This window comes from Corynebacterium sp. p3-SID1056 (genome assembly GCF_025152525.1).
In the GTDB taxonomy this organism is placed as follows: Bacteria; Actinomycetota; Actinomycetes; order Mycobacteriales; family Mycobacteriaceae; genus Corynebacterium.
In genome coordinates, this window is the sequence record NZ_JALXXL010000007.1 from 121,557 (window position 1) to 135,203 (window position 13,647).

The window sequence follows — 13,647 nt, forward strand, 5'->3', positions numbered from 1 at the left end:
GGAAACTCTCTTTGTCTAAGCATCGAGCTCCTGAGACAGCAGGCGGACCACACGGCTGGCGACGTCGACTCCGGTGGCCTCGGAAAGCGAGGCAAACTGCGCATTTGAGTTCACCTCGCCAACGAGTGGGCGCTGCGCGTCGAGGAAGTCCACGGCGCCCACGTGCAGGCCGAGAGCGCCCATGGCCGCCCGCGCCGTGTCCACGTACTCGGCCGGAGGATCCCATGGCTCAGCGCGCCCTCCTCCCGTGATGTTCGCCCGAAAATCCCCATCAGCTCCGAAACGGCGCATCGCAGCGACGGGCTCGCGCCCCACCATGTAAATGCGTGCATCGCGGCCGTGGGAGCGCGCAATGTACTCCTCGACGATGACCGGGGCAGGATACGCGGCGTGAAGAAACGCGATCAGCTCTTCGCGGCCACGTACCAACTCCATGCCTTGCCCCCACGACCCAACTGCTCGTTTGGCCACCGCCGGATAACCGAGTTCATTTTCGACAGCCCCCACGAACGCGCTCGCCGCCCACTCTTCGGGCCCCAGGTTGCGGTAGGCCAGCGGCGCAGTACAAGTCTGTGGGTGCGCAATGCCAGCGGCACTGAGCACGGCGTGCGTGTAGGCCTTGTTATCGCACGCGGCAATCGCAGCCGCAGAGTTGATGGTGCGCACTCCGGCTGCTTCGAGCTGGGCGACGGCGGCCACGTCTTTGTCCATGATCAATGCGACCCGCGGCAAATCCATCCCGCACGTGTGCAGGTCCGCCAGCGCTTCGTCGGTGCTCACCCGCTCCAGCTGCACCCCGATCCGCGACGCCGCGCGGATCAGCTCCGCAAACTGCCACTCAAACTTGTCCCAGTGCAGCCACCGATTCGTCACTAACCACGCGTGCGGTGCAAGCTTAACCATTGCCGTCTTGCGTGTCGGCGGTGAGGAAGGCCCGTGCATCGCCGGCGGTGGCGACTGAACCGGTGATCAGCACGCCCATGCCATCTTCGTCAGCATCCTCGGCAACTTCGCGAGCCAGTGCAATAGCCGCAGGCAGGTGCGCCTCAACCCGGACCCGGTCGTCGCCGAATATCCCATACGCGATTTCGGCAAGCTCGTAGGCATCCATCGCGCGCGGCGATGAGTTCTGGGTAATCACAACTTCGCGGAGCTCTGGCTCGAGAGCTGCGAGCATTGCCGCCGCGTCTTTGTCGGTAAAGATCGACACGACGCCAACCAAGCCTGCGTAATTGAAATCGCGACGAAGCGCTGCGGCAAGGGTGCGCGCGCCGTGGGGGTTATGCGCGGCGTCGACAAGCAGCACGGGTGCGGTGCCAAACCTTTCGATGCGGCCCGGGACGCGCACGCGGGCGAATCCCTCACGCACCGCATCGAGGTCGAGCGGGTGGTCCCGAGTGACGCCAAACAATGCCTCAACCGACGCCAACGCAAGCGAGGCATTTGCCGCCTGGTGCGCACCGGCAAGCGGGAGAAACACCTCGGTGTAGTCGCCGCCGAGGCCGCGCAGCTGGAGCTGCTGCCCGCCAACGGCCACCGTGGACTTTGCGACGCCGAACTCGCTCTCGGCGCGCGCGACGATCGCGTCTGCTTCCACGGCGCGTTCCAGAATTGCGCGCATCGCATCGGGATCCTGCTCAGCCACGACAGCGATGTTTTCTGCTGGTCCGATCCCGTCGGTGTCGCGGGCTTTGATGATGCCGGCCTTCTGCGCCGCGATTTCCGGCAACGTTTCGCCGAGGAAACCCTGGTGGTCGAGCCCGATCGGGGTAATGACCGCGACGTCGGCGTCGGCCACGTTCGTCGCGTCCCACGTGCCGCCCATGCCGACTTCGACCACGGCCACGTCAACCGGGGCGTCGGCGAAAGCGACGTACGCCATCGCAACAAGCACCTCGAAGCGGCTCAGCGGCGTTGGAAACTTCGCGTCGACCATGTGCAGGTAGGGCACGAGCTCGTCGTAAAACTCCGCGAGCCGCCCCGGCGCCATTTCCGCACCGTCGATCTCGATGGTCTCGGTCACGCGCGTCAGCTCGGGGCTGGTAAACAGTCCTACGCGGTGTCCAAGCGCGCGCAGCAGCGAGGCAATCATCCGCGAGGTGGACGTCTTCCCGTTCGTTCCGGCAACCTGGATGACTTTCAGCGTGCGCTCGGGCGAGCCAAGCAGATCCAGCAGCATGGAGATTCGCTCCAGACTCGGATTTGGGTCGCTCGCCCCAGCGCGCGTATCGAGCTCGGTGGTGAGCCGCTGCAACGCAGCGTGATCGATCGGCTCATCGCTGGGGCTCGCTTGCTCCTCGTCCGCGAGCTCACCGACGCGTACACCGACGAGGTCGGCAAGCTGCGCGAGCTCGCCTTCCTCCGGTGCAGTGTGCCCCTGCTCTGAAGCTGCGCCTTCGCCACCGAGGTTGAGCGTGATGCCGCTCTCCGTCATAGAAAGGCGCCCGAACTCGGTGTTGCGCTCTGGGTGCAACTCGCCGTGAGGGCCGTTCTCGCGAGGTGTGTCCTTGCCCTGCTCTGTCATCGATACGCCCTACTTCTGCGGCAGTGCTTCAAGGCGGGCGGTGACGCGCTCGAACTCTTCCTGCGCGATCTTCTGACGCACCTTGATTTTTTCCACAACCGGTGCCGGCGCATTCGCCAGGAACTGCTCGTTCGCCAGCTTGGCACCGGTGGTATCCAGCTCCTTCTGCGCGGCGGCGAGCTCTTTTTCCAGGCGCTTCCGCTCGGCGGCAACGTCGACAGTGCCGGAAGTATCCAGCGCGACGTCGAGGTTCGCCTTGCTCAGTCGCATCTCAATGCTTGCCGACGCCGCGAAGTCCTCTGCCGGTGCCTCCACCCGCGCAATCTGGCGCACCATGCCTTCCTGCGCGCTCAAGTCAGCCGAGGCGAAGTCCAGCTTCGCGGGCACCTTCTGCGAGGGCTTCACGCCCTGATCAGCGCGGAAGCGACGCAGCTCAGTAATGAGCTTGATGGAGTCTTCGATGCGCCGACGCGCATCCATATCGGTTGCTTCGCCACCGTTGGTGTCTGCTGCGGTCGGCCACGCCGCAGTCGTCACCGTTTCTTCGCTAGTCAGTGCGGTCCAAAGCACCTCGGTGATGAACGGCATCGTGGGGTGCAAAAGGCGCAGCAACACATCGAGGACGCGCCCCAGCACGATCTGCGTGTTGCGGCCGCGCTCCTTGTCTTCCGCTGACGCGTCAGCGTCAGTGCGCGGGATCTGCGTCTTCGCGATCTCGAGGTACCAATCGCACAGTTCATCCCAGGCGAAGTGGTAGATCGCCTCGTTGGCCTTGGCGAACTGGTAGTCATCCAGGTACGCGTCCACGCGTGCGCGGAGCTCTTCGGCGCGGTCGAGGATCCAGCGGTCCGCGTCGGTCAGCGCGTCGCGCTCCGGCAGCGCGCCCACGGCAGCGCCATTCATCAGCGCGAACTTCGTCGCGTTGTAGAGCTTGGTGGCAAAGTTACGCGCCGCTACAGCGTGATCATCGCCGATCGGCAAATCCACACCCGGGTTCGCCCCGCGCGCCAGGGCGAAGCGCAGCGCATCCGCGCCGAAACGCTCGACCCAATCCATCGGGTCAATGCCGTTGCCCAGGGACTTGGACATCTTACGGCCCTTCTCGTCGCGCACCAGGCCGTGCAGGTACAGGTCCGTGAAGGGAATCTGCGGGCGGCCGTCGTTACCGGCGCCGAGCACCTCGGGGGTGGTCTCGCCCGCAAACGTGCCGAACATCATCATGCGCGCCACCCAGAAGAACAAGATGTCGTAGGCGGTCACCAGCACCGAGGTCGGGTAGAACTTCTCAAGCTCAGGTGTCTTCTCCGGCCAGCCCATCGTAGAAAACGGCCACAGGGCGGAGGAGAACCACGTGTCCAGCACGTCCGGATCCTGCTCGTAGCCTGCCGGCGGCTCTTCGTCCGGGCCGACGCACACCACGTCTCGCTGGCCGTTTTCGTCCTCCGGCCCGTACCAGATCGGGATGCGGTGGCCCCACCACAGCTGCCGCGAGATGGTCCAATCGTGCATGTTGTCCACCCAGTCGAAGTAGCGCTTCTCCATCGACTCGGGGTGGATCTTCGTATCGCCGTTGCGCACCGCGTCGCCCGACATCTGGGCGAGCTTGTCCACCTTGACAAACCACTGCAGGGACAGGCGCGGCTCAATCGGCTCTCCGGAGCGCTCCGAGTGCCCCACCGAGTGCACGTACGGGCGGACTTCCTTCACAATGCGCCCCTGTTCAGCCAGCGCTTCGCGCACAGCGACGCGCGCCTCTTCCCGGCTCATCCCGTCGAAGCGAGTCCCCGTGTTCGCGATGCGGCCCTGCTCGTCCATGATGATGGGCATGTCCAGGTCGTGGCGCAGGCCCATCTCGTAGTCGTTCGGGTCGTGCGCCGGGGTAATCTTCACCGCGCCGGTGCCCAGCTCCATATCGACGTAATCATCTGCGATGACCTTCAGCTTCAAGTCGTCGCGCAGCGGGTGGTCAAACTCCTCACCGATCAGGTGCGCGTAGCGCTCGTCGTCCGGGTGGACCGCGATGGCGACATCGCCCAGCATCGTCTCGACGCGGGTGGTGGCGACGACGAGGTGCGGCGCCGCGTCGTCAAGCGAGCCGTAGCGAATGGAGACGAACTCACCCTCGACGTCCTTGTACACGACCTCGATATCCGACACTGCGGTCTCCAGCACCGGCGACCAATTGACCAGGCGGTAGTCGCGGTAGACCATGCCAGCGTCGTACAACTTCTTGAAGATGGTCTGCACGGCCTTCGACAGACCCTCGTCTAAGGTAAATCGCTCGCGCGACCAATCGACGGAGTCGCCGATTGCCCGCATCTGCGTGGTAATCGTGCCGCCGTACTGCTCTTTCCACTCCCAGACGCGGTCGATGAACTCCTCGCGGCCGTAGTCGTAGCGATCCTTGCCCTCCTCGGCCTTGAGCTTCGCCTCGACCTTCGTCTGGGTCGCAATACCGGCGTGATCCATGCCCGGCAGCCACAGCACTTCAAAGCCCTGCATACGCTTGCGGCGCACCAGGGAATCCATCAACGTGTGGTCGAGGGCGTGGCCCATGTGCAGCTGGCCGGTCACATTCGGCGGCGGCAGCATGACGGAGTAGGCGGGCTTGTCCGAGCTGGGGTCTGCCGTGAAATACCCCGCGTCCACCCACCGCTGGTAAATGGTGGACTCGTGGTCGCCCGGCTCCCAGCTCTTGGGCAGAGCGTCCGCGCGGTTTTTGCCTACTTGATCATTCCTCGCATCAGTCACGCTTGCCCATCATAGACCCCGTTTAAAAGAGGCCGTCGGCCACTGCGGCTTCCTCGCGCAGTGCGGTGACGTTCGCGTCGATGCGCTGACGTTGTGCGTCGCTGATCTCGAGGCCGTCGACGAGCTCCCATTGCCCGCCAGTGCCGGTCACCGGCACACCGAAGACCAAGCCGGCGTCGATGCCGTATTCGCCTGTCGACGGCCGCGCCACCGTCGTCCAACGCCCCTCGGTGCCCTGCACCCAATCCCGCATGTGGTCGACCGCAGCGGAGGCAGCAGAGGCCGCAGAGGACTTGCCACGGACCTCGATGATCTCGCCGCCACGCTTCGCCACCCGCGGAATGAACTCGCCGGTGTACCAATCCTGGTCAACCTTGTCAGCCAGCGGCTCGCCGCCCACGGTGGCGTAGGTGATGTCCGGGAACTGCGTATCAGAGTGGTTGCCCCACACCACCAGGCGTTCGAATGCCGTAGAGGGCACCTCGAGCTTCTGCGAAAGCATCGATGCCGCGCGGTTGTGGTCCAGGCGCATCAGCGCGTTGAAGCGCTCCGCCGGCAGATCCGGTGCCGCCTTGGAAGCGATGTAGGCATTCGTGTTGGCAGGGTTGCCCACAACAAGGACGCGAATGTCGTGCGCCGCGCCGTCGTTGAGCGCGTGCCCCTGCTCGATGAAAATTTTGCCGTTGGCCGCGAGCATATCCGCACGCGACTCGCCCTTGCCGCGCGGCTTCGCGCCCACGAGGAAGGCGGCGTTCGCCCCTTCGAAGGCCCGTCGCTGGTCATCGGTCACAGTGATGTCATTGACCAGTGGCATCGCCGAATCGTTGAGCTCCATTGCAGTGCCCTCTGCGGCACGCACCGCGGCCGGGATCTCCAGCAGCGTGAGGTTCACCGGCTGCTCCTTACCGAACACGTCACCTGCGGCGATGCGCCACAGCAGGGAGTAAGCGATGTTGCCGGCAGCGCCGGTGACCACAACGTTGACAGGACGAGACATGATGGCTCCTTGCAAGTTTGGGGTAAGTTGCGCCGACGCCTCAACGCCGACGCATCAAAGGCACGGCCCCAAGTATAGGAAGCAACTCGCTTCATCCGCTGGCGCTACTCCCCCCGTTTGGGAGCTTTTTTGCAGGAAAATGTGTGCTTTCACAACAGCCGGGGGCATTGGGCGCGGGAGTAGGGCACGATGGAATCGTATGGCTGCAACGCAGCGGCGGGCCCTCGCTCCTATCTGTTTTGCGCTGCTTGAGGCTGTTGAAAACTGTCGAAGACAAGGAGAAACTGTGACGCTGTCGCCTGAGAAGCACAACGCTGACGCTTCAGATCAGCCGCTTTCCCGCGGCGGGTCGCTCGACACCGCAGTCGACCAAGTCGTCACCACGGCGCTGCGCATGTTCGCGGACACCGGTTTTCAGGCCACAAAGTTGGAAGACATCGCTAAGGCCTCCGGCATGTCCAAGCGGAAAATTCACTACAACTTCGGTGATAAGAAGGGGCTCTACGCGCGCGCCGTACTGCGCGCTCTGGACCTGTTGCACCCGCCGGAATCCGTGCTCAACCGCTCTTACGCGGTGCCAGTAGAGGGGATGCGACGTTTCATCGACGCCCTGTACATGGCGATCAAGGATCACCCAGAAGCGGTTGTCATCCTCTTGCGCGAACAGCTTGACCCCGCACTGGAAGACGCGGATTCGCTCTATTCGCAGCGCTCCAAAGACGTCGCTTTGCACCTCGAGCGGCTCCTACTTATCGGCCAGGACTCGGGGGCGTTCCGCCCCGGTATCTCCGCCGACGACGTACTCCTGTTGCTGATCTCCATCTGCTTCTTCCCAGCCGGAGTCGGTGATGTGGCGCAAGGATTACGGGGGGTGAACTTCCGCTCAGAGCGCAACATCACAGGAATGCGCCGGATGGTCATCGACACCGTGATCGCGTTTTTGACCACGAGTATCTCGCCCTCGGGCTACGACAGTTACCTCGAGGCCACCCCGCCAGCGGATGCCGAGGACGCGTCAACCACGCACGACTACCTCAGCGACCCCGAAGGCGGCATTTACTAGGCCGAGCGTTTCTCGTCCGCGCTGAGGTACTCCGGTGCTGCCTCGCCGCGCACCACCGCGCCGTCGATGACAACTTGGGACACGCCTTCCCGGTCGGGCAGCTCGTACATGATGGGCACGAGCAACTCCTCCATGATGCCGCGTAGCCCGCGGGCACCGGTTTTGCGCTCGGAGGCTTTGTCGGCGATGAGGGCGAGCGCGTCGTCGGTAAGCACGAGCTCCGCGCCGTCCATCGCGAAGAGGCGCTCGTACTGTTTCACCAGAGAGTTCTTCGGTTCGGTGAGCACGCGCACCATCGCTTCGCGGTCCAAGTCCTCCACCGTTGCGATGACCGGCAGGCGGCCGATGAACTCGGGGATGAGCCCGAACTTCACGAGGTCGCCCGGCTGCACGCTGGCCAGCAGGTTCGCCTCGTCGCGTTCGTCCTTGGAGTCGATCTCGGCACCGAAGCCGATCCCCTTCTTGCCCACGCGCTCAGCGATAACCTTGTCCAGGCCCGCGAACGCACCGGCGACGATAAACAAGATGTTCGTCGTGTCCAGCTGGATGAACTCCTGGTTCGGGTGCTTGCGCCCGCCCTGCGGAGGCACGGAGGCGACAGTGCCCTCCAGGATCTTCAGCAGCGCCTGCTGCACGCCCTCGCCGGACACGTCGCGCGTAATCGACGGGTTCTCCGACTTACGCGAGATTTTGTCCACCTCGTCGACATAAATGATGCCGGTCTGGGCGCGGTTGACGTCAAAGTCGGCGGCCTGCAGCAGCTTCAGCAGAATGTTTTCCACGTCTTCGCCCACGTACCCAGCCTCTGTGAGACTGGTGGCATCCGCGATAGCAAAAGGCACGTTGAGCATGCGGGCCAGCGTCTGCGCGAGATACGTCTTGCCCGAACCAGTCGGCCCCAGCAACAAGATGTTCGACTTGGAAATCTCGACGTCCTCTTCGCGACGGCGTGACGGCGCCACCAAGGAGTCCGCCTTGATGCGCTTGTAATGGTTATACACGGCAACCGCGAGCGTGCGTTTCGCCTGATCTTGGCCGATGACGTATTGGTCCAAGAACGCGGTGATCTCGGACGGGCGGGGAAGACGCTCCGATTCGCCTGCCTGGTTCTGCTGCGAGCCGGCAAGTTCTTCCTCGATAATTTCGTTGCACAGCTCGATGCATTCGTCGCAGATGTACACGCCGCCGCCCGCGATGAGCTTGCGCACTTGCTTCTGGCTCTTGCCACAAAATGAGCACTTGAGCAGATCCGAGCTGTCGTGTGTTCCCGCCATGTGAGCTTTCTTCTCCCTGTTCCTACAGTTCACGGTCTGTGGCCGGTACGTGCCCGTGCCCAGCATGCGCCAAAAGTCCCCGGCGCAGTATGCCACACGGCCCTCGCACCCCAGGCCACAAACTGGGTTGAAAGGATGAATCCCAAGTGTAGTTGCTGCGTCAAACCGGCGACGGACGGGCGCGCATTCCCGCCCAGCTTCCGCATCGCGCCACCATTTCACGCACAATGGGACTGCGAAGAGTACCCCAACTTCAAGGAGTTCCCATGACCAACCTGCACGTCAACGAGTACGGCGTAAGCACCGCGCCCGCAGTCGTGTTGCTCAGCTCAATCGCCACAACGCACGAGGCGTGGGCGAAGCAAATCCCCGCGCTTGCCGAGCACTTCCGCGTCATCACGGTGGACCACCGCGGCCACGGGCGCTCCGAGACCGCGCGCGTCGCCCCCGGGGCCACCACGATGGACACACTGGCCGCCGACGTCCTGCACGCGCTCGATGAAGTCGGCGTGAACCGCTTCCGCGTGGTCGGACTCTCGCTCGGCGGGGCGCTCGCCCAGCACCTCGCCGCGAAGAGCGGACGAGTGGAAAAGGCGGTTTTTGCTTGCACCGCGACCTACCTCGGCGGCCCGGAGAAGTGGCGTGAGCGCACCGAAACCGCACGCACCCAGGGCATGGATGCCCTGGCAGACGGGATGATGGAGAACTGGTTTACTGAAGGCTTCCGCGCGTCCCACCCAGACGAGGTGCGCCACATCCGCGACATGGTCGCCGGAATCGACGGGGAGGCGTACGCACAAAACGGCGACGCGCTCGCCGGCTGGGACTTCGCGGACCAACTCGGCGAGGTCACCTGCCCGGTGCTGACCATCGCTGGTGCACAGGACCCCTCGACCACGCCCGCCGAACTCGCGCGCATTGCAGAGCGCGTCGCCGGGCCGGTGGAGTCGGTGGTGATAGATCCCGGCTCGCACCAGGTAGCCATTGAGCGCCCGGAGGAATTCAACCGGGCCTTGACGCAGTTCCTGTAAGCCGGATCGGCTACGCTAGTAGCGTTATCCGCACGCGAGGGAGTCCGAAAGGAACAGCGAAGTGAAACGCAACCGCACCCAGTCCCTTTTCGTCGCCGTCATCGCCACGGCGACGCTTGCGGGCTGCACTGCATCCGCTGAAGAAGAGGCGCGGTTGGCCGAGCCGGTGATTGATTTCCCGGTAACCAGCACCACTGCTGCCCCCACGACGGAAAGCTCGCCAACAGCGTCATCAAGCTCTTCAAGCGAAGACGCAGAAGACGAAGAGGCCGAAGAGACCAAGTCGTCGACGACGAAGTCTTCCTCGTCGAAGAAGACGTCCACGAAGACGTCGACAAGCAAGTCCACCTCGACGCGGAAGACAAGCACCCGCAAGGCGCCGCGCGAGGAGGTCAAGGAGCAGGTCATCACGGAGACGATCGCGGTGGACGACGGCTCCAACGGCTGTGCCTGGCCCGAGCAGGGCGCCGGCAGCGGCAACCAGGAGTACAGCACGTTCTGCGACGGCGCGTGGGCGCGCACCGTCATGCCGGAGAACGGCCAGGAGTACTTCTGGGCATCCAAGGACGGCGGCTGGGTCAGCGTTGACCCGCACGGCACGAACGAAAACGGGGCGTGCTGGGCCCGCGAAGACTTCGCGCAGGCACCCGCTGCGGTCAAGAACGCGGTACCGTTCTGTAACTAGCTCCGTGCACACGAAAAGCGCCGCCCGGGGCGGCGCTTTGTCGTCTTGAGCGAGGCGTCTTACGCGTTGAGCTTGCGGTAATCAAAGACCTGGTCGATGATCCCGTACTCGACAGCTTCTGCCGCAGTGAGGATCTTGTCACGGTCAGTGTCCTCGCGGACCTGCTCCGAGGTGCGCCCGGTGTGGTGGGACAGGGTGTCCTCCATCAGGCGACGCATGCGCTCGATCTCGTTCGCCTGGATCTCCAGGTCAGAGACCTGCCCCTGCGTGCCCTGGGTGGCGGGCTGGTGGATGAGCACGCGCGAATTCGGCAGCGCGGCGCGCTTGCCCGGAGCACCTGCGGCGAGGATCACTGCAGCGGCGGACGCTGCCTGGCCGAGGCAGACGGTCTGCACGTCGGGGCGGACGTACTGCATCGTGTCGTAGATCGCCATCAGCGCGGTAAACGAGCCGCCGGGCGAGTTGATGTACATGGTGATGTCGCGGTCGGGGTCCTGCGACTCGAGCACGAGCAACTGGGCCATGATGTCGTTGGCGGAAGTGTCATCGACCTGGGTGCCGAGGAAGACAATGCGCTCCTCGAAAAGCTTGCCATAGGGGTCGATCTGCTTGGTACCGAAGGACGTTTCCTCCAAGAACTGCGGCAGGACGTAGCGAGAGTTCGGCATCTGGAAAGTCATGTATGTAGTCCTTTGCTGTGTAGGTGTTCCGGGTTAGTTGCCTACTGGGCCGTCGGTCTGAGCGACGTGCTCGATGACGTGGTCGACAATGCCGTATTCCTTCGCCTGCTGGGCGGTGAACCAGCGATCACGGTCAGAGTCCTTCGTGATCTGTTCGAAGGTCTGGCCGGTGTGCTCGGCGATCAGCTCGGCCATCTCACGCTTCGTCTGGGCGAACTGCTCAGCCTGGATCGCAATGTCCGCCGCAGTACCGCCAACGCCGGCGGAGGGCTGGTGCATCATGATGCGCGCGTGCGGCAGCGCGTAGCGCTTGCCCTTGGTGCCACCGGAGAGCAGGAACTGGCCCATGGAGGCAGCCAGGCCCATGCCGTAGGTCGCCACGTCGCACGGGGAGTACTTCATGGTGTCGTAGATCGCCATGCCAGCGGTGACCGAGCCGCCGGGCGAGTTGATGTAGAGGGAGATATCGCGGTTCGGGTCCTCCGCGGACAAAAGCAGGATCTGCGCGCACAGCTTGTTCGCAATCTCGTCGTCGACCTGCTGGCCGAGGAAAATGATGCGCTCACGCAGCAGGCGCTCGTAGACGGAGTCCCCGAGGTTCATGCCGTTGGTTGGCGATGTCATATGACGCTCCTTGAAGTCTAATCTCGTGTTGTAATGCCCCTACCCTACTCGGGGCGCCGGCCTTTGTGGCCGCTGTTCGCTACCGGCGTACACCTACCTATGTACGCAAAAAGCCACCGCCTACTCATGCAGGTCAGTGGCCTTTTGGCGTAGCGCCGAGCTTATCGACGCCTACCGCACCGGCTTAGTTCTCTTCAGCCTTCTCTTCCGTTTCAGCTTCAGCGGCTTCCTCTTCTTCGATCTCGCCGAAGTACTCGTTCGGGTCGACGGAGTTGCCCTTGTCGTCGGTCACGCTGGTCAGGCAGATCGCTGCGGCGAGTGCCTTGCCGCGGCGCACATCGGCGAACAGGTTGCCGATCTGGCCGGACTGCTGCAGCTGGGCCACAAATTGGTTCGGGTCCATACCGTAGGACTGGGCGGTGAACAGGATGTGGTCGGTCAGCTCCTGCTGGGAAACCTCCGGCTGCTCCTTCTCTGCCACCGCGTCGAGGAAGAGCTGCGTACGCACAGACTCCTCGGCCTGCTCGCGGGACTGCTTGTCAAACTCCTCGCGGGTCGTGCCCTGAGCCTCAAGCAGCTGCGCGAGCGCGGTCTCGTCGTGCGCCATCTGGCCGAGCAGCTGGTGGAGCTGGTTGTGCACCTGCTCTTCAACGACAGACTCCGGCAGCTCGAACTTCGCCTCGGCGAGCGCGGCCTTGAGCACCTCGTCACGGATGTTGGCGGCCTGCTCTGCCTTGGTGTTCTCCTCCAGTTCGGACTTGGTTGCCTCGCGCAGCTCCTCGACCGTGTCGTAGGCAGAGGCTTCCTGCACGAAATCGTCGTCGAGGTCCGGCAGCTTGCGCTCCTTGGACTGCTGGACGTGGACCTTGAAGGTGGCCTCCTTGTCCTTGTGCTCGCCCTGCTGGATGGTGGAGGTGAACTCGTTGTCCTCGCCGGTCTTCATGCCACGCAGGGCGGTGTCCAGGCCCTTGATCAGGTCGTCGCCGCCGATCTGGTAGGTCAGGCCCTCGGTGGAAGCCTCCTCGACCTTCTCGCCGTCGACGAATGCCTCGATGTCGATGATGGCAAAGTCATCGGTCTTCATCTTGCGCTTGGTGTCCTTGAGCTCACCGAAGCGGGAGCGCAGGTTGTCCAGCTCCGCGTCGACAGCCTCATCGTCGATCTCGATAGCCGGAACGGTCACAGCAATCTTGGAGAAGTCCGGGACCTCAATCTCCGGGCGGACGTCGACCTCTGCAACGAACTCGACGACGTCGTTGTCCTCGATCTTGGTGATCTCGAGCTCAGGCTGCGCGAGCGGGGTCAGCTCGTGCTCGTTGATGGCCTGCTCGTAGCGCTGCGGCACCATGTCGTTGACGACCTGCTCCAAGATCGGGCCGCGGCCGAAGCGGGCGTCGATAAGCTGGCGCGGAGCCTTGCCGCGACGGAAGCCCGGGATGTTGACCTGCTGGGCGATGGACTTGTACGCCTGGTCAATCTCCTTCCCAAGCTCGTCGAAGGGAACGCTCACGTTGAGCTTCACGCGGGTCTCGCTGAGCTTCTCGACGGAAGTCTTCACGGATAACTCCTGTACTAGTTGATTGCAAAAGATGTCTATGTACAGCAAGCCCGCTCACGAGGAGCGGGCTTGCCTTTGTCGGGGCGACAGGATTTGAACCTGCGACCCCCTGCTCCCAAAGCAGGTGCGCTACCAAGCTGCGCCACGCCCCGCAATTTCACGACGTGAGCTGCGATAAAGCAGAGTGTTGGGGCACCCCACAAACTCACGCCAAGCAATTGTAGCGTGCAGCTCGCATAATACAGAATTCAGCCCCGCCAACCTCCAATGGATCGGGCGCGGATCTTCGCTGATGACTGGTTTGTCAAAAGCGCAAACCAGTCATCAACGGTTTCCCGCGGTGCTCGGGCCGCGATTCTGCAGGAAGTAGGCCATACTGTCACCATGATTTTTTTGGGGGGGAACTAGGGCGTGTCTCCTAATTGTGGGCCTGTGCTCGAGCATGATTGAGGTGTGTCAC

11 protein-coding genes and 1 tRNA gene are annotated in these 13,647 nt (G+C 63.5%); 3 read left to right on the forward strand and 9 right to left on the reverse strand.

Annotation, left to right across the window (positions count from 1 at the left end):
• Window positions 1–15: 15 nt before the first annotated feature.
• Genes M3G14_RS07955 through M3G14_RS07970 form a run of 4 tightly spaced genes read right to left on the reverse strand, consistent with a single transcriptional unit; the run spans window position 16 to window position 6,272 of the window.
• On the reverse strand, window positions 16–903 hold the full coding sequence (locus tag M3G14_RS07955; RefSeq protein WP_259926004.1) for a RimK family alpha-L-glutamate ligase: 888 nt from the start codon (window positions 901–903) through the stop codon (window positions 16–18).
• A complete protein-coding gene (locus M3G14_RS07960; protein ID WP_259926005.1) occupies window positions 896–2,524 on the reverse strand; it encodes a folylpolyglutamate synthase/dihydrofolate synthase family protein in 1,629 nt (542 codons plus the stop codon). The genes M3G14_RS07955 and M3G14_RS07960 overlap by 8 nt, the downstream gene beginning before the upstream one ends.
• A gap of 9 nt (window positions 2,525–2,533) precedes the next feature.
• Window positions 2,534–5,275 carry a valine--tRNA ligase gene (locus tag M3G14_RS07965; protein WP_259926006.1) on the reverse strand — a complete coding sequence of 914 codons (2,742 nt, stop codon included), beginning with the start codon at window positions 5,273–5,275 and terminating at the stop codon, window positions 2,534–2,536.
• A 22-nt stretch (window positions 5,276–5,297) separates the two neighbouring features.
• Window positions 5,298–6,272, reverse strand: a complete 975-nt coding sequence (locus M3G14_RS07970) for a malate dehydrogenase (protein ID WP_259926007.1) — start codon at window positions 6,270–6,272, stop codon at window positions 5,298–5,300.
• Between the two features lie 286 nt (window positions 6,273–6,558).
• On the opposite strand from M3G14_RS07970, the gene M3G14_RS07975 reads away from it, so the two are divergent.
• Window positions 6,559–7,335, forward strand: coding sequence for a TetR/AcrR family transcriptional regulator (locus M3G14_RS07975; RefSeq protein ID WP_259926008.1), 777 nt, complete (start codon window positions 6,559–6,561; stop codon window positions 7,333–7,335).
• Here the strand turns inward: M3G14_RS07975 and clpX are convergent.
• A complete protein-coding gene (gene clpX, locus M3G14_RS07980) occupies window positions 7,332–8,609 on the reverse strand; it encodes an ATP-dependent Clp protease ATP-binding subunit ClpX (RefSeq protein WP_259926009.1) in 1,278 nt (425 codons plus the stop codon). The genes M3G14_RS07975 and clpX overlap by 4 nt on opposite strands.
• A 266-nt stretch (window positions 8,610–8,875) precedes the next feature.
• On the opposite strand from clpX, the gene M3G14_RS07985 reads away from it, so the two are divergent.
• Window positions 8,876–9,640: an alpha/beta hydrolase gene (locus tag M3G14_RS07985; protein WP_259926010.1), complete on the forward strand. Its 765-nt coding sequence runs from the start codon at window positions 8,876–8,878 to the stop codon at window positions 9,638–9,640.
• Between the two features lie 61 nt (window positions 9,641–9,701).
• Window positions 9,702–10,325: a hypothetical protein gene (locus M3G14_RS07990; protein WP_259926011.1), complete on the forward strand. Its 624-nt coding sequence runs from the start codon at window positions 9,702–9,704 to the stop codon at window positions 10,323–10,325.
• A 59-nt stretch (window positions 10,326–10,384) separates the two neighbouring features.
• Here M3G14_RS07990 and M3G14_RS07995 read toward each other — a convergent pair whose 3' ends face one another.
• The 4 genes from M3G14_RS07995 to M3G14_RS08010 form a co-directional block, all read right to left on the reverse strand.
• Window positions 10,385–11,005 carry an ATP-dependent Clp protease proteolytic subunit gene (locus tag M3G14_RS07995; protein WP_038592057.1) on the reverse strand — a complete coding sequence of 207 codons (621 nt, stop codon included), beginning with the start codon at window positions 11,003–11,005 and terminating at the stop codon, window positions 10,385–10,387.
• Window positions 11,006–11,038: 33 nt separating this feature from the next.
• The gene (locus M3G14_RS08000) at window positions 11,039–11,629 is read right to left on the reverse strand and encodes an ATP-dependent Clp protease proteolytic subunit (protein ID WP_038592060.1); all 591 of its coding nucleotides are present in this window, start codon (window positions 11,627–11,629) and stop codon (window positions 11,039–11,041) included.
• Between the two features lie 184 nt (window positions 11,630–11,813).
• Entirely contained in the window at window positions 11,814–13,187 is a 1,374-nt protein-coding gene (gene tig / locus M3G14_RS08005) for a trigger factor (protein ID WP_259926012.1), read from the reverse strand.
• A gap of 78 nt (window positions 13,188–13,265) precedes the next feature.
• A tRNA-Pro gene (locus M3G14_RS08010) sits at window positions 13,266–13,339 on the reverse strand.
• Between the last annotated feature and the right edge of the window lie 308 nt (window positions 13,340–13,647).